This window comes from Teredinibacter purpureus (assembly GCF_014217335.1).
GTDB classification, from domain to species: Bacteria; Pseudomonadota; Gammaproteobacteria; order Pseudomonadales; family Cellvibrionaceae; genus Teredinibacter; species Teredinibacter purpureus.
The window spans coordinates 42789-60435 of the sequence record NZ_CP060093.1; the positions used below are offsets into that span (position 1 = coordinate 42789).

Annotated in this window: 20 protein-coding genes; 11 read left to right on the forward strand and 9 right to left on the reverse strand. The window is 42.4% G+C overall.

What is annotated here, in order from left to right; all coding sequences use genetic code 11:
* Positions 1–119: 119 nt before the first annotated feature.
* Complete coding sequence (locus H5647_RS20925) at positions 120–602, forward strand: hypothetical protein (RefSeq protein ID WP_045861641.1); 483 nt, start codon at positions 120–122, stop codon at positions 600–602.
* Here the strand turns inward: H5647_RS20925 and H5647_RS20930 are convergent.
* On the reverse strand, positions 583–897 hold the full coding sequence (locus tag H5647_RS20930; RefSeq protein WP_045861642.1) for a hypothetical protein: 315 nt from the start codon (positions 895–897) through the stop codon (positions 583–585). The two genes, H5647_RS20925 and H5647_RS20930, sit on opposite strands and share 20 nt — an antisense overlap.
* 242 nt (positions 898–1139) lie before the next feature.
* On the opposite strand from H5647_RS20930, the gene H5647_RS20935 reads away from it, so the two are divergent.
* From H5647_RS20935 to H5647_RS20945, 3 genes are all read left to right on the forward strand, one after another.
* Entirely contained in the window at positions 1140–1409 is a 270-nt protein-coding gene (locus H5647_RS20935; RefSeq protein ID WP_045861643.1) for a hypothetical protein, read from the forward strand.
* A 1-nt stretch (position 1410) separates the two neighbouring features.
* Positions 1411–2025 carry a hypothetical protein gene (locus H5647_RS20940; RefSeq protein ID WP_045861644.1) on the forward strand — a complete coding sequence of 205 codons (615 nt, stop codon included), beginning with the start codon at positions 1411–1413 and terminating at the stop codon, positions 2023–2025.
* Between the two features lie 137 nt (positions 2026–2162).
* Positions 2163–2549 carry a hypothetical protein gene (locus tag H5647_RS20945; protein WP_045861645.1) on the forward strand — a complete coding sequence of 129 codons (387 nt, stop codon included), beginning with the start codon at positions 2163–2165 and terminating at the stop codon, positions 2547–2549.
* 18 nt (positions 2550–2567) lie between these two features.
* On the opposite strand, the gene H5647_RS20950 is transcribed toward H5647_RS20945, so the two are convergent.
* Both H5647_RS20950 and H5647_RS20955 read right to left on the reverse strand, forming a co-directional pair.
* Positions 2568–3065, reverse strand: a complete 498-nt coding sequence (locus H5647_RS20950; protein WP_162926459.1) for a hypothetical protein — start codon at positions 3063–3065, stop codon at positions 2568–2570.
* A 5-nt stretch (positions 3066–3070) separates the two neighbouring features.
* The gene (locus H5647_RS20955; protein WP_045861647.1) at positions 3071–3733 is read right to left on the reverse strand and encodes a hypothetical protein; all 663 of its coding nucleotides are present in this window, start codon (positions 3731–3733) and stop codon (positions 3071–3073) included.
* A 206-nt stretch (positions 3734–3939) separates the two neighbouring features.
* On the opposite strand from H5647_RS20955, the gene H5647_RS20960 reads away from it, so the two are divergent.
* Entirely contained in the window at positions 3940–4251 is a 312-nt protein-coding gene (locus tag H5647_RS20960) for a hypothetical protein (protein ID WP_045861648.1), read from the forward strand.
* A gap of 14 nt (positions 4252–4265) precedes the next feature.
* Here H5647_RS20960 and H5647_RS20965 read toward each other — a convergent pair whose 3' ends face one another.
* A complete protein-coding gene (locus tag H5647_RS20965; RefSeq protein ID WP_045861649.1) occupies positions 4266–4787 on the reverse strand; it encodes a hypothetical protein in 522 nt (173 codons plus the stop codon).
* Between the two features lie 168 nt (positions 4788–4955).
* On the opposite strand from H5647_RS20965, the gene H5647_RS20970 reads away from it, so the two are divergent.
* Positions 4956–5411 (forward strand): hypothetical protein, encoded by a 456-nt coding sequence (locus H5647_RS20970; RefSeq protein ID WP_045861650.1) that lies wholly within the window; start codon positions 4956–4958, stop codon positions 5409–5411.
* A 452-nt stretch (positions 5412–5863) separates the two neighbouring features.
* Here H5647_RS20970 and H5647_RS20975 read toward each other — a convergent pair whose 3' ends face one another.
* A complete protein-coding gene (locus H5647_RS20975) occupies positions 5864–9310 on the reverse strand; it encodes a UvrD-helicase domain-containing protein (protein ID WP_045861651.1) in 3447 nt (1148 codons plus the stop codon).
* 188 nt (positions 9311–9498) lie between these two features.
* Between H5647_RS20975 and H5647_RS20980 the strand changes: the two genes are divergently transcribed.
* From H5647_RS20980 to H5647_RS20990, 3 genes are all read left to right on the forward strand, one after another.
* Positions 9499–9801 carry a hypothetical protein gene (locus H5647_RS20980; protein WP_045861652.1) on the forward strand — a complete coding sequence of 101 codons (303 nt, stop codon included), beginning with the start codon at positions 9499–9501 and terminating at the stop codon, positions 9799–9801.
* Positions 9802–9803: 2 nt separating this feature from the next.
* The gene (locus H5647_RS20985) at positions 9804–10229 is read left to right on the forward strand and encodes a hypothetical protein (RefSeq protein ID WP_045861653.1); all 426 of its coding nucleotides are present in this window, start codon (positions 9804–9806) and stop codon (positions 10227–10229) included.
* 108 nt (positions 10230–10337) lie between these two features.
* Complete coding sequence (locus H5647_RS20990) at positions 10338–10475, forward strand: hypothetical protein (RefSeq protein ID WP_162926460.1); 138 nt, start codon at positions 10338–10340, stop codon at positions 10473–10475.
* 198 nt (positions 10476–10673) lie between these two features.
* Here H5647_RS20990 and H5647_RS20995 read toward each other — a convergent pair whose 3' ends face one another.
* Positions 10674–11582 (reverse strand): IS30 family transposase, encoded by a 909-nt coding sequence (locus tag H5647_RS20995; RefSeq protein ID WP_045861654.1) that lies wholly within the window; start codon positions 11580–11582, stop codon positions 10674–10676.
* A gap of 49 nt (positions 11583–11631) precedes the next feature.
* Here H5647_RS20995 and H5647_RS21000 point away from each other — a divergent pair, with 49 nt between their 5' ends.
* Positions 11632–12177 carry a hypothetical protein gene (locus tag H5647_RS21000; RefSeq protein WP_045861655.1) on the forward strand — a complete coding sequence of 182 codons (546 nt, stop codon included), beginning with the start codon at positions 11632–11634 and terminating at the stop codon, positions 12175–12177.
* Between the two features lie 104 nt (positions 12178–12281).
* Positions 12282–12893, forward strand: coding sequence for a hypothetical protein (locus H5647_RS21005; RefSeq protein WP_045861656.1), 612 nt, complete (start codon positions 12282–12284; stop codon positions 12891–12893).
* 333 nt (positions 12894–13226) lie between these two features.
* On the opposite strand, the gene H5647_RS21010 is transcribed toward H5647_RS21005, so the two are convergent.
* The 3 genes from H5647_RS21010 to H5647_RS21020 form a co-directional block, all read right to left on the reverse strand.
* On the reverse strand, positions 13227–14195 hold the full coding sequence (locus H5647_RS21010; protein ID WP_052692294.1) for an SPFH domain-containing protein: 969 nt from the start codon (positions 14193–14195) through the stop codon (positions 13227–13229).
* A 488-nt stretch (positions 14196–14683) separates the two neighbouring features.
* Positions 14684–14941 carry a hypothetical protein gene (locus H5647_RS21015; RefSeq protein WP_045861658.1) on the reverse strand — a complete coding sequence of 86 codons (258 nt, stop codon included), beginning with the start codon at positions 14939–14941 and terminating at the stop codon, positions 14684–14686.
* A gap of 28 nt (positions 14942–14969) precedes the next feature.
* Positions 14970–17588 (reverse strand): PD-(D/E)XK nuclease family protein, encoded by a 2619-nt coding sequence (locus H5647_RS21020; RefSeq protein WP_162926461.1) that lies wholly within the window; start codon positions 17586–17588, stop codon positions 14970–14972.
* Positions 17589–17647 lie beyond the last annotated feature (59 nt).

Here is a 17647-nt window from a genome sequence, read left to right on the forward strand (position 1 = left end):
CAGGAGTATATGATTCTCGTTGTGGGCAGGCCTATCTTATTGCCAATAACATTAAATCACCTAAAGAGGCTGTTCAGAGCTATCTTCATGAGGTGAAGGGACATGCAGCATTCCGAGCTGTGTTAGGCGAAAGCTATAATTACACACTTGATCAAATATACGAGGGGATGCCACCAACACTTAGAGAGAAGTTGTATGAAGACAACAAATCGCAATTGATAAATTTAACACCTCGAGAAATAAAAAGGGTTGTAGCCGAAGAGTGGGTAGCTGGTATAGCTGAGACAAACCCTAAAAACACATGGGTAGAAAAAATTGCCGCTGTAATTAAAGGTTGGTTAAGGGAAGTTAAGCCAGACCTTTTATTCTCACAAAATGAAATTGTCGCCTTATTGGATAAAGGTTCTTCTTTGCTTCATGAAAAATCTGATTTACAACACAAGAAAATGATACGTACTGAAAGACCAGGCGAATACAATCCGGGTAAGTTAAACATGAAGGCTTCCGATCGCCTGCCAACACTTCATGAAACTTATGATAGCTGGCTGGCAGAGAGTGATCGAAAACAAGAGTCGCAAAAACCTACGGTACGCATGAAATAACGACTATCAAGGCAAGCCCGCCATAAGCAGCAATTGTGCTAGCTTTATCTGAACGACCTTTGTTATAGCTGTAAAGCACGCCGGCAAAAGTAAGGTGTGATAGTCCAATGGTTATAAGCGCAAGTAAAGCTTGCGAGAGGCCACTGACATGCCTAAGAGATGTTATCGGCAAGCCATCGATATAAGAAAGACTTAGCATGAGCACGAGAGCCATAGGGTATAGGGCCAAAAAAAGCTTATGGATAGCTGGATTATGCCTTTTTAAATGCTTTGACCACTGTATAGCCGTATCCATCGCAGGATTCCTCATAATCAAGTTTGTGTGCCAAACAGATCACCCATATAAAGTGTAGTGCAAATCAACTAAAAACCACATTGCTTGAGCGTGCTCCCAACTCAGCGATATTCCGAACCGCAGTATTTAAAAGGCAAAATCACTGGAAAAACGGCGAATTCTTCTAAAAAGTAGAGATATTGGGTTCGTTATGAGCGGATGCCTATTAAACTAGGTTAGGGCCTATTAGAGAGGAATCCATTATGCCGAACACCACAAACGATATTCTTAGTGAAATTTGCGAAGGCAGAGCAGATCTGCTTGCGCTTGGTTACCGTTTTAATGAGGAGGCGGAATGCGCAGGCCGCGATCTCAAAGATATGTCTGATTTAAATGAGACCGTAGCAGCCATATTTGAGCTTGAAGACATGCCATTGACTGACAGAGAGACTCAACTTATTCATGCTATGGATAAGTTGAACTGGTCAGACGATCAAGCAATAGAATTTTTAAAAGCGATGGGAGGTATATGATATGCAAGCCCAGCTGGAGACTTTCGAAAAATTAATCCTGCATAGAAATTTTAGAGCAGCCCTGAAAGGAGGTGAGAGTAGCTTTAGTCCAGAACATCTTGCGTCAATTCATCAAGATCTTTGCAAGGGATTAGAGCATCAAGACAAAACCTTAAAATCAGGCGAGTTAAGAGTTGCCGCCGGTGCAGTGTCTCTACTAGGTAGCGAATCTAACAAAATTGCACTTAATATGATGGGCTCATCAGACAAGGGGCACATATCTCAAAGGGCTGCATATGCAATGCAACGAATTGAACAATTACAGCCATTTCATAGTTTCAATTCGTTGGTAGGCAAACTCTACAGCCATAATCTAGCTCAAACAGCCGGGTTTCGTATAGACTGGCCATCGATAGATAAATCGTCTCTGAAAGCTTCCTTAGAAGAATCCAAAGATGGTAATAGTGGTAATTTGGCCAAGCTCATAGAAGCCAACCTGAAGCCGATGTTTGATATGGAAAGCTCAGTAAAGGTAAAAGATCGTTTAGATTCTGGGTTCGCGGACCGGGCAACTTCCTTTGTTACTTCTCATGGTGGCAGCGCCGAAGTTAAACCGTCTAAATTAAAAGTTACCTAAATAGCAATAGTTGTTTTACTCAAATCAACTACTGAAAACCCCAAAAGTACTGATATTTCTGGAGTTTGATCAATCATACTGTCATCATATTTGAAACCTAAAAGCAAAAGTAATCCAGTAAAATAGGACTAGAATTGATGACTATTGAAAAGATCAACATCAGCGAAATTGGGAAACTAATAGACAATAATATTGGTTTGTGCAATCTAGTTGTTCCTGGTGTAGATAAAAACATGGTTGAAAGTGTTTTAGACAGCCAGGAGTATAACGAATATTTACATGATCAAATTTATCGATGGGTAATCAAAACATTCCTTGTTAATGCCAAGCTGCAGGCATGCATTTCTGAAGAGCAATTTGCTCTATACTTGAAAAATATTAAGAGTGAAGAAGGAAGGGAGGGATTAGCAGCATCCATAGTTCTGTCATCTGTACCCTTTGCGAGCGAATTGAATGCTTTACAATACGTAACCCTTGAATCTGAAGAAAACACCATTGCCCATCTATCTGTGGCGGCACACTAATTCATCAATTAACTGGGCTCATTCAGTGAGCCCAGTATCTCCATTATCTGGCACGCACGGCATATCCAAGCTGTCCGATATCAAAATCATGCCATTCAAGTAATGGTAAATATCAAATACATTATTTTTCGAGTTTGATATCATTTTTAATATCGAAGGCTCTTTCGATAAACGTTTATTTCCTTCAATAAAATGATCTAATTTGCTTAGCCGGTGATTATCAATTTCTTCAATTACCAAGGGTATATTTGAGAAACCTTTTGCCCTCGCTGCAATATAAGATATCTTTCTTGACAAAAATGCTGTAACCAGAAATACACTCGTGAGGAGCGACTTAATAAGAACATGAATATCAGAGCCTCCCCAAATAAAGATACAAAGACCAAGTGTGGCCATAATAATAAAATACCGTATCGCTCTTACTTGGCGCAGGAATCTAAGTGCTCTAACTCTGTTTACTGGAAGCCAGCGGAAAAACTTTAGGACATATTCTTCTGTTTCGGGAAAACTGCTCATCGGATTCACTTGTAAATTGAAAAATCGAATTGAGTAACGGCTCCTTTTGGTGAATTACCTAAACTTGTAAATCGAATGCGTCCCTTGGGAGCGCCGTGTTTTAGAATTTCCATAGCTATATTTTTAGCTCGATCATACCCAATGCCTTTAAAGTTTGAATCAGTAGGGTCTGCCGTCGCTACTAATGCCTGCAGTGTAGGAAAGAGGGTTAACGTTTTTGCTATAAATTCGTAGTCTTCTTTCATGTCCATTCGGATTCCGCTATTACCCGGTACATTTTCCCATTGCTCGCTGAACACAAGGCTAATGGTTTTTCCTGTTTCGCTTCTCGTAATACTTATACCAGGACGCAAAATTGTCATCAGGTGCTTTTCAGCACGGTTTAGCGTTTCAGACTCGTAGCCTGATTTTACACCGCTATAAGCGACGGCTCCGCATAAGGCCGCGGACACTACGGTAGCGGTATCCCTATGTTTTTTAGATGCCGTTTTGTTGGCAACTGCGCCGCAAAGAGCAGCAGCTCCGATTGCCGCTCCTGTCGAAGCTTGTTTCTTCGTAGCCTGCTTATGGTGCCTTTCAACGGCGCCATTAGGATGCTTAGATGTCGCGCATCCAGAGATAATAAAAACAGACAAAAGTGCAGTTAAATAGCATGTAGATAATTTCATGTTTCGTCCGGTATTTAATAGAAATATATTTCCCTATGTGCAGTATAGATGCGTGATGAAAATTCAACAAGCATTTGAGGTGCGCGTAGGGGAAATAAAATGTATTTATGTTAAAAAAGTGCTTTAAATAAAGCATAAAGCGTAGTATTCATTGGTTTTGAATGGTAGTCATCAATAAAATCTGGTAATGCTCGGGGGCATTGATAATGGAAACAAATTTGAGTGCAGGCAAAAAAGTTCATAATCTGGCAAATGTTTATACGATAATCGAGGGTATTCCGATCGCGCTTCCTCAGGATGCAAAATATGTTTGCCAGGACAAAAGAGGATGCTGGTTCTACTGTGCCAGACGCCCTCGAGTTAAAGACGGAGATTGGACTCCAAACAAACATCCAATTCAACTGCAAACGGAAACCGGACGCTTGAGCACTCAAGTTCTGATTACTGATCCAAAAGAATCGTGGAAAAGTTCTCTTCAAACCACGATTAAAAAAGCGCACCTCCCAATTCAACATTGATTACTGTCCTAATGTCATTCTGAGAAAACTTTAATGCGGTCGAGTTGCCATGATTCGACCTCACTTCTCTTCTCAATGACCCAATCGACAAATAAGACAATTAGAGCCGGTACGGTCTTTTCGAACTCAGGCCGAGCCATTGATAAGTGAACTTTGGTTACTGGATCAAATTCCTTATCGATTACCTCAGGATTTGGGCATTCACCTTGTTTTCCGGCCTTGTACATAAGCTCAACCCATGGGTTCGTGCTTATGCGCTTCATCTTTTTTTCGGCAGATGCAAATAATCTTTCAAGGCGTTTGTCGCTGGGAAAGTCTTTGCAGAAAAATGCGTTATGTAAAAAGATTGATATATTTGATATTACCACGCCTCTAAGCTTGGCTTCTTCCATGCCGGGCATATCATTTGTATAGGGGGGAAGAAGCGCATTTTCCCCTACATCGTCCAATGAGGGCATATCTGGCGTAGCGGCCAACCCAGTTCGGATAACTGCGTTGTAAAGTAGTGGATACTTCTTCTGAGGTTTATAAAACATGGTGGATACCTTTAGGTGCGGTTTGAGTCACAATAGCTTTCTATTATTAGGCGATCTATAAAAAACTACCGAAAAGTGCACTTTGTTAATGCTTCTATATAAAAGCGAATGCAGAATATAAATCAATAACTTCGAACGAATCACACAATCTAAATTGGGAGACATTTCATGTCGAATAGAAAATATTTCTTTGGGTTGATTTTTATCTTCATGCTTGTTGCAGGGTGCAAAAGCGAGAACAAAGGGGTTAGCCAGATGCCTCTAATTTCGAAGGATCTAGGTGTCGGACCTTGGCAAGTTGTCACTTACGACGATAAAAAGATCTATCATGAAACGCTAGTATTGGATGGTAGAAGCGTCACGACAAGATCTGAGTCAGTTTATATCAATAATTCAAGCCAATTTGTGTATCGTGATGGGACACCTATTTTAACTTACGATGGGAAATACATTTATTGGAATAAAGATGGTTGGGTGATTAACAGGCACTTGCAAATTGTGAGGGAAGACCAGGTTTTTGTTGTGGAAGGAAAGCCAATGCCAGTAAGAACAGCGATGAAATTACGTGACTACCATAAAGGTTCTCGCGCGGTTACATTGGCCGGCACTGATATAGGCGAATAACCCCCCAAATGGTACGGACGCATATTAGTAGTGCGCTTAGGAAAATTAATATGTAACCAACGCCAAAAAATGCTGTTGCTATACCTAAAAGTAGAAGCAACAGCGAATACCAAAATGTTCGAATTTGCCACTTACAATGGCTTTCGGAAATCGTTCCAGCTAATTTGTTTTTTGATACATAGCAAGCAATTACACCAAATACCATAAAAAAGAATATTGGCACTCCAGCACCAAACATCGCGTATATGAAAAGACAAATGTTTCGCGCCTTCTTATCATTTTTTGGCAAATCATTTAGTACTGCAGTGTTTAGCATGAACGTTTCTCTATATCGTGAGCATGTATTGTCATTCGATGCTGAACAGAGATGGTATCTGCCAGCACCTTTCTGCCTTAAGTTTTCAGTATTGAATATTACAAATCAATTCATTTCTCCTGAAAAATGGACTTTGTTACGCGTCTAGTTCTACAAAGCTTTGAGTTGCTGTTAAATACAGCGCTCGTTTTACCGGCTCAGACCCTAAATGAGCTACTATCGACGCATACTTCTCCAGCTGGGGGGCATGTTGCTCGGTCATACGGGATTCAAAGGTCGCTGCGATCTCTCCTTCAATAGGCTCTGCGGTCTTGTAGTCAATTACCCAGCGAATACCGCTTTCTACGAAGGTCCGATCTATTGAGACCGTCGATACTTCCCCCTGATCAGATACGGAGACAGATAGCTCACAATCACTTTGCGTGTGTGACTTGAGCAATAGCCATTGCGCTTTAGGCTCATTAAGTAACTTTAGTAGGGTGTCTTTACACTTTGAAAGAATCCCCGGCGCTAGATAACTAGGAACGCCTAGTTGTAGAAGTTGATGTCTCCAACCTTCCATGCGTGAGTTGATGGATGCCTCATTCCAAGTCCCAACACCATCTAGGCAAATTCGTCTCAAAATTCGATGTATGAGAGTACCAACTTGTGAGGCGTAGTCGACTCGCCAGGCTAAGTCGGGAAGATCCTGGTTGTTCGTAGATAAGCGACCACGATATTTAGAAAGAAGGTTTCCTTCAGGCAATTCAGGAGACACATTACTGTGCGCTAACCTCGCTGGAGGGGACGTTGGGTTCTCACTGAAAGATTCTGTGTCATTGTCGTTTTGATCTACTGCCACTATGTTTACCTGATTCTTTGCGCACCCCCAAAGCTTACCGAAAAAAGAGCGCTTTGCAGGATCGACTGTTTCTCCCGCTTCATTGATGGCAAGGCTTCCGGTTAGGTAGAGAAAGTTTTTAGCACGAGTACAGCCAACGTAAAAGATCCGATCACTCTCAAGTGCTTGGCGGCTAGAGCCTTGTTTAGTAATGAATTGGTATAGACTATTTTTACCACCACCTATTTCTGGTGATGCCGACAATATAGGCAGCTCTTTTCCCGAGCTGGTTGTATATCTGTCCCATGCGAGAAGCTTGCCCTCATCTGGTCTAGTGGAGCGATCGCAACCAGGGATAAACACATGATCGAACTGCAACCCTTTTGACTTGTGGAGTGTCATAACTTGGACCGGGTTAGCATCACTTGCCACAGACTTCGCATAAAGGCGTTTAATCTTTTGTTCAAAGAGCGAAATCTCAAATCGTGAGTAACTAAAGTCTTTAAGTATTTTGAAAAAAGCCTTCGCGTTGTGGCTGTCACTTTTATTTTCCATGCTGGAAGGTCCATATAAAGATAGCCACGCCCCTTCGACAAGAATATCTAGATCCTTCCGTTCTTTGTTGCGCAGTGAATCTCTTAGCACCCCCACAAGGTGATTTATACGCTGCTGAGACTCTTTAGACAGTGAGCAGACTATCTTGGCATCATTCAACGTTTCCCAGATTAAGCAGTCGGCAGCGGGCCTTGCAACTAATTCCAGCTCCCCCAGGGTTAACCCACACATCGGGCTTCGCAGCAGGGATAACCATGCAGTGCGGTCACCTAAATGACACAGTGATCTAGTCAGTGAAACAAGGTCACGTATTGTGTGCTTATCTTCTAGAGGGTCTATCTCGATAGCTTGATACGGAATTGATAGTTCCTTCAATGAGTTGACGGTATCGATGAGATGGCTTCTGTTTCTAACCAGTACGGCAATACTTTGCTCGTCGTCATGAGCACGAATATCCTGTATTTGCTTGGAGATCCATCTTCCTTCACCACTCCGTGCTATTTCAGGCTCACCGGTAAACCCGTTGATTCTGACGGCAATATCCGAGTCTATGGCATCTCGAAAGGGGGTTGAGCGGTTGTAGGGAATTGCGCCAAGATTTGAGCCTTCCTCAGATGGGAAAACTTGCTCGAAAGTTGTGTTTACCCAGTTTACGACATTCGATTGCGACCGAAAGTTAACGGTTAGCTCAATGGGGTTAACTTTAAGGTTGCCAACACCATTATGAACAACATCGAGAAATAGACCTACGTTACTTCCACGAAAGCTATAGACGCTCTGCATTGGGTCTCCGACTAAGAATAGTGTACGCCCGTCTGAGTGCTCCCAACCAGATGTGATCAGCTCCAAGCCATGCATTTGTAGATTGTTGGTATCTTGGAATTCATCAATCAATATGTGACTTAATTGAGAGTCGAGGAGGAGAGCAAGGTCCGTTGGTGCTTCACTATCACCGAGCACTCGGAGCGCAGAAGAACCCACTTGTGCGTGATCCATAACACCATCGCGCTCAAAGACCATAAGAAGCTTCGCAGCTAATACAGGAAGGAGTGTTAAAAGGTGCTGCAATATGCTCCACTCTGCATCGTTGTAGGTGGAAGGGGGTAGGGATTGGAGCCGCTTTAGGGCCTCAGTACATCCGGTAGAGAGTGCAATAGAATCAAGCATAGCTTTAAATTCTGTCTTCCGATCGGAATAAAGGGCTTTGAGCTCTTTGTCTTTAACACCAGAAGGGGCTGGAAATCCTATAGCGGCTGTCGCGGACTTTCTCGGAGCCCCATCTTTAGTTAGCAGGAAGTCGGCAATTGCTGCCCAGACCTCACCTTGATTCGCTGATGTGTCAGGTAGCATTCCGTCTTCGCCGCACGATTTAAGAGGTAGTAAGTTCTTAGTTTTCTCACCGTCAATATGATTAGCAGCAAATGCTAGAGATGAGACAAGGCTAGGAGCCACAAACTCAAGCTCGTTCCGCACATTAGTTAAAATTTCCCCGACAATAACGCTTAGAGTGTTTTCAAGATTTGCTCTAAGGTCAGTCGCATTTTTTGCGCCAAGCACGATAGGTAACCAGTGCTCTCTCTTCTCGAGTAAGCTAACAAAAAGTTCTTCTGCACGATCGAATCGGTTGTCCACATGGCGAAGTATCGCGTCTAATGAGTCCGCCCATGATGTTTGCTTTTCTAGTTCCCCAAGTACTTCATGAGCAGCCTTAATATAACAAACATGGTAATCATCGGAGATCTGAAGTCCACCCCCTATTAGCCCCGAAAGAGGAGCGCGTCTTGCGAGTGAGCCGTAAAAAGCGTCGATAGTCTTGATTCTTAGTCTGTTGGGGTTATTCAATACATCCCAACCCTTTCTAGCTGATTGCTCTAGAGCGTTTTTAGCAAGTCGCCAGGTCAATTTTTCGTAATGCGATGTAGGCTCTGGGCACTGGTCGGCTTTCTGAAGGGCGGAAACAATGCGTGCTCTCATTTCGTTGCCGCTTTTGTTTGTAAACGTGATAGCCAGTATCTCTTCGGGTTCGTTTACCACAGACAATAACCCGAGATATCGCTGAGAAAGGATTTCAGTTTTACCGGACCCAGCGGGAGCCTTAACTATGTAAGATTGAGTGACATCAAGCGAACGAATTCTCCCCTCAAGGTCTTCTGGACCATTCTTTGTTGCTGTTAGATAGGTTTGAGTAATTTGGTTTGCTGTAATCATAATCTTAATCCCCTTGGATGATTTGTATCTTGATTCGAACGTAGTAAATGCAGAGAGGGGGTGCAAATCAGGTGGAAAGATGAATAGGAAACAGGGAAAGTGTAGAAAACCGCACTTTTATCTTGAAATTCATTAGGCAAATATGGACTACTACTCCACATAGACACTCACACAAATATGGAGACAACATGAACGCCACTGAATTTTCCAAAACACGCGTATTTATCTACATGAGCAAGCTATGGGAGGAGCACGCATCTCTCAATGGATTGAAAGAGACAATAGAAGACTCTGTTAATAAACTACAATCAAGGATCCGGAATTTACAAAAACGTTGGTGGAGTTATTTGACGGTAGGTGCAGTTCGGGACAGCCTAAAACGCATGAAGAAGGAACTTGGTCTACTACGGAAAAAGCTGCTCACTGTAAAAGAGCGGTGCGAGGCAATCACTAAAACTACAGGATCGTGGACCACTGTATTTGAAGGTTAAAAATGATACTGGATCAAATCAAACGTACGTTGTTCATCCTGACTTTAACCGCGGGTTCGACTACTGTTAGCGCAGCTGATCAACCGAATAAAACCAGCTTAAATGCTGGGAAAATATTCGTTGAAGCACTTTCTGAAGGTGCTGAAGAGACCATTTGCGGTACGCAGGAAAGAATTAGAGAGCTTATACTTTCTTCTGAAAACCGCTTAAAGAATATTGGCTATGCGTGTTTGGCTTCTCAACAAGCTGAAAAAGCAAAGGAAAGGATCCGCGCAGTAGCCGAAAAAAAAGAGGGCAGAGGTGACAGCAGATGCTGGCTTGTAAATGGTGTACTTAAGTGCAAAGTATGGTTTCCTGAAACAACAAGAAATGGAATAGTAGAGCCTGCTGGCTATCGAGAAGTAGAGCAGCTAAGTGAAAATAAGTAATATGTATTGCAGATATTAATCACGAATGGGAAACAGAAAGTAGTATTTGGAAATATGACAAATCAAATAGCCAAAACCTACACGCAGTGATGAATAGAGAGAACGGAAATGTTTGGGAAAAAACGAATTACTGAGTTAGAAGATAAACTGGAATTGAGTAACGACAACAGTATCAACGAAGATAATGTAGAACAGTTAGTTTCTGCAATAAAAGCAGGGGCAATTATCGATCCGAGAGCAGATTAGAAATACAGTGAATTGCTCAACCACCCAAAGGTTATAGATGCCTTAAAACGCAATAGCGATACCTAGCAAAGGTTGGAATATGAATAACAATGAATCAAATATTGAAATGATAATCGAGTCTTACCAAAGAGACTCAGAAAAGGTGGGTACTACTTTAAAGGTATTACCAGGTTATCAACTGAAGTGCAATGAAAGTGATTAACGAACATAGACTGCCTCCGGTGTTTCCATATTTAAACATTTTCTAGGTCGTCGGTTAAGTTTCATTGCAATTTTATCGCAATCCTTTTGAGTTATGCTCTTCATTGATTCTCCTTTAGGTAAATATTGTCGTATGAGACCGTTGGTATTTTCGTTTAACCCTCTTTCCCATGAGTGGTAGGGGTTGGCAAAGTAAAATGTTGAGTTAGTGACGTCTTCAATTTTTTTGTATTGATGAAACTCGGTACCGTTATCAGCGGTAATTGTTTTTACCTGATTAACCTGTTTTTTGATTAGCTGAATAACTTTTCGATTTAACTCGTCAGTCGTACGGTTCCTAATTTTGCCAATGATCGTGTATTTACTTTTTCGATCAACTAACGTGACAATTGAATGTTGATCGCGTGAACCATGAACGGTATCAATTTCGAAATTACCGATTCGGCTCTTATTTTCTGCCCCTAGAGGTCGCTCAGAGATATGGGCCTTATTGACTAAAACGCCTCTAGAGTCAGGGCTTCTATATCTTTTTCGGCGTTTCTTGCTTGATTGACGTAAGTGCTTATAGAGATCCCCTGAATAAAACATGTTGTACCAAATATAGCGATAAATGGTCGAATGGCTGATCGATAATATATTGCACTTCTTAAGCCACAAGGAAACTTGTTCTGGGCTCCAATCGAGGCGTATTAAGGCGATGACCATCTGAAGCTCGGTATCATTGAATTGCCATTTACGACGAGACTCCCTCCGTATTCGAGAGGTACGTTTTACTGCTCGCGCTGCGCAGTATTTACCGTCTGGGCGACGATTTCGTTTTAACTCTCTGGAGATCGTGCAAGGATCGCGGCCTAAGGCCCGTGCAATATAGGCTTGAGATTTACGTTGCTTTAAATAGGCCGCTATTTTAAAAGCATTAAATGCTGAAAAATATCGTTTCCCTGGTTTTTCGCCGGTGAGCTTTCAATTTGGCAGTGGCTTCATAAATGACGATTATCAATCTCTTGGAAAAGAAGAGACTATGTCTTTGTTAGCAAAACCAACTCATATTATTCGCGAAGGTCAGAACACATATACTCCTCTCTGGTCATGCTTCAATAGTTCAGCTCAGACCATATTGCAAGATTGGTATAGATCTAAGGATTATGAGCTTTGTGAAAAATTACCTCAAGATGATGTAAGTACTCTTCATAAGTGGCTATTCAGTGAGGAATATGATTCGCCAAAAATTAGATTGCGGTCTTTATTGAAGGGCAAGATTAAGCATGTGACCCCTAGTGAACTTGCCGCTACGGGTTTCTATCTTTTTGACTCAGATTTTCTTGGGACACTTTCATTTAATACCAAGATGTACAATACACCACAGCCAATCACTTTTACCAGACGATCCAAGTTGGCGAGCTGGGATATTGAATTTATACCTTTCACCGGCAAGGTGATATCAGTTACTACTCGGCTAAGGATTTCTAACTCTGGGTTGTATTTTCCCAATGATAGGTGAGTAAACAAGCGCTTCCACAGAATGACTCTCCGTGAGCATGGACCTGAAGTTATTAATATTGATCAATATTATGGCCTTAAAGGTCATTAGAGGATTGTTGGAAGATGGCTATAAAAACTATATTGAATGACGTTGTTACCTCAGCAAAGAATAAAGTGGATGATGTAACTAATACGGTGGCTGGAGCTACTGAGGAATTATATATATCCGCCGAAACCAGGGTTCTCAATACTGTAGATTCCGGTTTAGCAACAGCTAAGAAGACATACACAGGGATAGTTGGAACGATACAGGCATTTACTTACGCCGGGATTGCTATTGCTTTTGTAGTGGCTCCAGTACCCACAGCAGTGGGCATGGCTATGCTTTGGTTAATGGAGTTATCAATAGATGCCGCAAAGAGTGACATCGATACTCAATTAGAAGAGTCACTGAAAAAAAGAGAATTTGATAGAGCTGTGGGGTTGTTAAAAAAGTATGGGAGAATACCGGCCACGGCAATAGTGGAGACCGAGTATGTTCGCCTTGAGATTGATTCTGAGAATGGAACAGCAGACGGGATTATTAAAAAAGGTATATTTAAAAAACAGACCCTATCTACGCTCGATTCAGAAACAATCAATTCGATGATAAACAGCTGTCCCAACAATGAATCCAAGGAAATTATCCAGGCATTCAAAGCATTCAAAGCAAAAGCAAAAGCTAAAAACAAGTGAGAACGATTAATCTAGTTGGTGTCGGCGCGATAGGTCTCTTCCTTTTCGCAATGTTAATATAAACAATGTGGTGAGATCAATCACAGAAAACGGATACCCTAGATAAAAATTGGACATTGGAAATAGAAATCTGTTGTTTTTCTTCACGGGTGATCTGGCTTCAGTCCGCGGAGAAATAGCTATATGGTGTGCCCAAGTGTTGGCGTGCGAGTGACCCCATCAATATACAAGGATGCTGTTGAATACCTTAGTGCAGCCGACCTCGTAATTCTTGGAGCCGCCGTTAGTGGGGCTACTGAACCTATCCCTTGTTCACCCTAAAAGAGCTGCACTTTATTGCTCCCCATGTTTCGGCGTTTCGTTTGACAATGAAATAATAGGTTGTGCAGATGTATTGCCACACAAAACCACTAACAAATTGGAAACCAGATTAGCTTTTTGGTTCTTGTCAAACTCAATACTAATATTCTTCTCTTTGCCTTGAGATTCGATATCTGAAATCGCATCAATTGCAACACCGGTTGCTCCTTTTACAATTTTCCTTCGAGCATTTAAAAAGGCATTTGCTTGCTGCACTTGAAGCATCTCACTGGCAATTTCTGGTGCATACGCCAAGTCAATGATGTTAGCGCTAAGAACGATAACGCCTGCTTTTTCTAGCCGTTCCTGAGAGATTTGTTTGAGACGTTCGTTAATGATTTCGCTTGAAGTACGAAGGTATACCACATCTGAAATTCCATCGTCATCGTTTAGATTGAACATTTCATCCACGCTATCATCGTCAACGCTTGAACCGTCATACGAATATTCAGATATTATTTTACGAATAGAGTATGTGAAAACATCTTGAACATACTCAGTAACATGTTTATCAATATTGAATATTGCAGCTGACGGGTTTTTCACATACCATTCGCCTTGCATCGCGGCCATGATGGGATTTCCACTAAGATCGTTGATCTTGGATATTGGCGTTGGGGTAATAAAAGACCGAGTACTAACATTTCTTATTACATAAAAAGGATTTCTCCAGAGAAGACCCTCACCCCCAACAAAATTACCTACGGGCTTTCCAAAAAAAGTACCGACGCCAGCAATATTAGCTGGAAGTATATAGAATCCTAAGCTGCCAAAAATAGCAGCCATGCCTAGAATTACGGTCCCCAAAAAGAACTTTAATGCGGTACAGATTATACAGAGGACAATAAGTCCTATGATAATACCAAGTGCGCGCCAACCACTCTTGACTGTTACGTCGGCATAACTTCTAAAGTCAGAAGTTAGTTCAGATTTATGTGTCATAGTAAATCTCCAAATTATTGCTTGATGATTATGTGTTAGTGCTTGGTAGCCGATCTCTGAGTTATGGAAACGTGGTCTTGGCTCGGAACAATTGAGCTATGAATGTGTTTGCCGGATTCCAAGACGCTTTTTGCTTCGGCAGATAATTCCATAAGAGCAGACTGGTATCTATTCAGCCTTTCTTGCATTGACTCTAGAGTTTCCCTCCCGTTTGTATACTGCCTATTTCCTAGACCGAGTAAATGAATATTCGCTAGTTTGCTGACAATGACAGATACATCATCGTGTGATTCGTTTTTAAGCTTCGATGGCTTAATGCCATGTTGATCTAGCAGGGTCGAGTCAATCATTATATTTAGTCTCATCGTAATTCAAGGTATTAACCAACTATGCCTACCCACATTTAAGTAGGCTAATGGCATCTCTACTTTTTGAATATTTTTGTCGGCAATAACCGATATCAACACAGATAGTGCGGTTTGCGGCAATTACGAGCCTTTTCTTATAGACTTTATTTCTTGGGTCAATAAGAACTCTTTAATCTGGCCTTTAAGCCAGAAAGTTGTAATTGTTATTATGGCCACGTTATAAATAATGTCCCTGTATGGTTCAAGGTGACTGTTCAGCCAATTGGTTTGAAATATCACTATAAGCTTCGGTGCGGCCATAGTTGCTGCAACAATAAGCGAAAGTAAAACCGATCCAATAATTAGAACAGCCCACGCTCTTATTTCTATTTGCTTCATTTGAATGTCCTCCTGAGGGATATTCTATTTATATGCGACAAAGGGTTGAGAGGTGACAGTTGACACACGTATTCTTGTTTTTCGGTGAGACGGTAGCCACGCCATCAATAAACTCTTTAGCAAGGCTCTCCAGGCTAACTTTCCATTGTGTTTTTATAGCATCCCAGGTGTGGGGTAAGTCTACTTTCAGGGCGTCAGCTGGTATGACTCCAGCAGAGACATCTCCGTTTTCAGAAATGCCTTTAATGGAGGACTCACCACGGCGCACCAAACCAAAAGCTACTCCCGTGTTGGGTTTATCATCGGTGATAGCGTAAAGAGGGATCTGCGGGGCGTCTGGGCGTTCGCCGGCCCAATTCGATATGGCCGCTCTACCAGTTTTATAGTCGATGTGAAATCGCTTCCCATCTATTTCGTCAACCCTATCTCTTCTAACTGTAATTGGAAGTCCGCCGACAGAGGTTTTGATTCTTGATTCACACTCAGAAACAATAAATGGAGCTCGCTTTTTCTCAACTACAAGCCATTCTGTTATAACATGATACAAGCGCTGTTTTTCGATGGAAATAAGGCGGTCTCCGAGATCCTTTCGTTTTCCTTTTAACCAAAAAACCGAAAAGTCTATTGCTTCGTTCACAAGGAGGTCTTGTTCCTCAGGGCTTAAATTGTGAAGGTTCTCCTGGGAAATTAGCTTTTTCCAAAGGAATTCTAACGTGTGGTGTATCAGGTCGCCTCGTTCAAGATGATTCAACCCGAGCGATATAGATGGCATCTCCGAAGATTTTAAGCGATATTTTGCAAAAGAGCTGAACGGACAACCGGCTTGCGCCGTGAAGATCCCGGTACCACCTTTTACTTCGCTTAAGTCAGCAATCGGGATTTGACCGTCTTGTATTGGATAGAATTCTGCCGCGCCTAAGAGTAACTGACCATAGTCATCGACAGAGGCAAGAGGTAGGCCGTCCATAGTGACGGTCTTGAATTCATGTATTAGGCTGCTATAACGTAGTTCTTTGTCATTATCCCACTCCGCATAGCTCATAATGACTTCTCTGCCGCCCGATATTAGCCGGTCTAATATCTGCTTGCTAAAGGCCAACTCTCTCTCTCCGGAAGAATGGGGCATCCCTAATGACTTTTGCGAAGAAATAGGTATGAAGGGGTTTGGTTTTGGTGCCTGAGGCCAAATGTCATCATTTAGATCCATTACCCACACGTAATCAAAATTTAAGCCAGCCGCCTCGAGAATACCAAGTATCTGTATTGGTGAGTCTGCAGTCTCAGGTTGGAAGACAGTTCGGCCAATGCATTGGCGTAAGAGACTTAACGCTTTATTTCTGCTGCATTCGGTATGAACTAAATCGAGCTTAGATAACAGATCAAGCTGGTCATGCCAATGAGTTAGGGCTTGGTATTCCTCCGAATCCAGATTTCGATTACCTGGCCACCCAAGCGTTTCAAGTGCCTTTCCAAAATGGAAAGCCCATTGGGATGGCTTTTGCTTATGGGGTGCATTGACCGTATGTATAAGGAAGTTTCCAATATGTTTGGCAAATTCTGCAGGGCAGCTCCCTGTCTGTAAGAGCCCGTCTAGGTTCAAGGTGCCTGAGTGACCATTTTTTAGCTTCAGATCAAACTTGGTTCTGGTTACCAATTCAGCTTCCGAGCTTCCAATATATGGCGAACGAAGCAAAGCAGATATCGATGACAGTGAGGCGTTAGCTTTACCTAGGCTAAGGAAATCGAGAGCATCTTTAATGAGTGGTACCCCGCTTAATGGGACACCGGCAGAAAAGTTAAAGGGTAGGGTGTACCTGGGTGTTTGAGGTAGAAGGTATTGAGGTTCAAACACTCGGGCAAACGCTTCCTCCATTTCCCCCCTGTGATCGGAAAGCTCAGGGCAAACAATTGCGACTGTTGCATTTTCGTCTAATTCAAGAGCGGCCTTGGCCCAACGAGCGGCAAGGGTATACTGATCCGCACGTTCTTTGACTGGAACCTTACACAGGTTGTCAGGAGTGGCGCGGCTATCGATCGTTGTTATTACCGCGCCAATGTTTTGAATGGCATTAAATAGCGATTCAAACAACGGCGGTATCTCGTCAAAGGAAAATAGAACGGTCTGAGGGGGGATTGGAATATGCCCGTCTTGAATGGCTTTGATGATAAGTTTAGTTCGCCCTTCTGGAGTAACCCAGTGACGCCTCTCAATCATCATCAATGCTTCGGATTGCCATCGTCTAAATGACTCCGTCTCTAAAGTCTGCCCATCCAAGAAGTCGTAATTCTCAATATCCCACATATCCATAGTGCGTTGAGCGCTGATGGCCGGAGCGGTTAAAGAACTTGGGTTGATAACATCCATTTGGTGGGTGGAATCGTTAGATATAATCAAAGACCATAAGGCGTGTAGCTGGTTCTGATCCACAAGGACTTTACTGGCGGCGGGGGTGTATCCCTGATCTTGAAGCTCACACCACTGATCGGTGAGCCATGAGTCTAAGGCGTATGCCTGAGGAGATCGCCATGAAGACATCCCCTTTTCTTGCTGTGCCATACCGTAGGCTTTACTGAACTTTCGCTGCAGTCTCAGGTTAGGGGTGAGCACTAATACCTCTGATGCATCTATAGAATCAAAAAGTGTCAAATCAATAAGGTTTTTAGCCATGAACATTCTCCAAAATAAGGGATTTACTTCATTGAGAT

What these genes read in the sequence shown, in the direction of transcription:
- H5647_RS20980 (WP_045861652.1), top strand. Translation starts at nt 9,499, where the DNA reads ATGAACGCCACTGAATTTTCCAAAACACGCGTATTTATCTACATGAGC.
- H5647_RS20950 (WP_162926459.1), bottom strand. Translation starts at nt 3,065, where the DNA reads ATGAGCAGTTTTCCCGAAACAGAAGAATATGTCCTAAAGTTTTTCCGC.
- H5647_RS21015 (WP_045861658.1), bottom strand. Translation starts at nt 14,941, where the DNA reads ATGAAGCAAATAGAAATAAGAGCGTGGGCTGTTCTAATTATTGGATCG.
- H5647_RS20930 (WP_045861642.1), bottom strand. Translation starts at nt 897, where the DNA reads ATGGATACGGCTATACAGTGGTCAAAGCATTTAAAAAGGCATAATCCA.
- H5647_RS20965 (WP_045861649.1), bottom strand. Translation starts at nt 4,787, where the DNA reads ATGTTTTATAAACCTCAGAAGAAGTATCCACTACTTTACAACGCAGTT.
- H5647_RS20955 (WP_045861647.1), bottom strand. Translation starts at nt 3,733, where the DNA reads ATGAAATTATCTACATGCTATTTAACTGCACTTTTGTCTGTTTTTATT.
- H5647_RS21005 (WP_045861656.1), top strand. Translation starts at nt 12,282, where the DNA reads ATGGCTATAAAAACTATATTGAATGACGTTGTTACCTCAGCAAAGAAT.
- H5647_RS20990 (WP_162926460.1), top strand. Translation starts at nt 10,338, where the DNA reads ATGTTTGGGAAAAAACGAATTACTGAGTTAGAAGATAAACTGGAATTG.
- H5647_RS20935 (WP_045861643.1), top strand. Translation starts at nt 1,140, where the DNA reads ATGCCGAACACCACAAACGATATTCTTAGTGAAATTTGCGAAGGCAGA.
- H5647_RS20975 (WP_045861651.1), bottom strand. Translation starts at nt 9,310, where the DNA reads ATGATTACAGCAAACCAAATTACTCAAACCTATCTAACAGCAACAAAG.
- H5647_RS20960 (WP_045861648.1), top strand. Translation starts at nt 3,940, where the DNA reads ATGGAAACAAATTTGAGTGCAGGCAAAAAAGTTCATAATCTGGCAAAT.
- H5647_RS20945 (WP_045861645.1), top strand. Translation starts at nt 2,163, where the DNA reads ATGACTATTGAAAAGATCAACATCAGCGAAATTGGGAAACTAATAGAC.
- H5647_RS20940 (WP_045861644.1), top strand. Translation starts at nt 1,411, where the DNA reads ATGCAAGCCCAGCTGGAGACTTTCGAAAAATTAATCCTGCATAGAAAT.
- H5647_RS20985 (WP_045861653.1), top strand. Translation starts at nt 9,804, where the DNA reads ATGATACTGGATCAAATCAAACGTACGTTGTTCATCCTGACTTTAACC.
- H5647_RS21010 (WP_052692294.1), bottom strand. Translation starts at nt 14,195, where the DNA reads ATGACACATAAATCTGAACTAACTTCTGACTTTAGAAGTTATGCCGAC.
- H5647_RS20970 (WP_045861650.1), top strand. Translation starts at nt 4,956, where the DNA reads ATGTCGAATAGAAAATATTTCTTTGGGTTGATTTTTATCTTCATGCTT.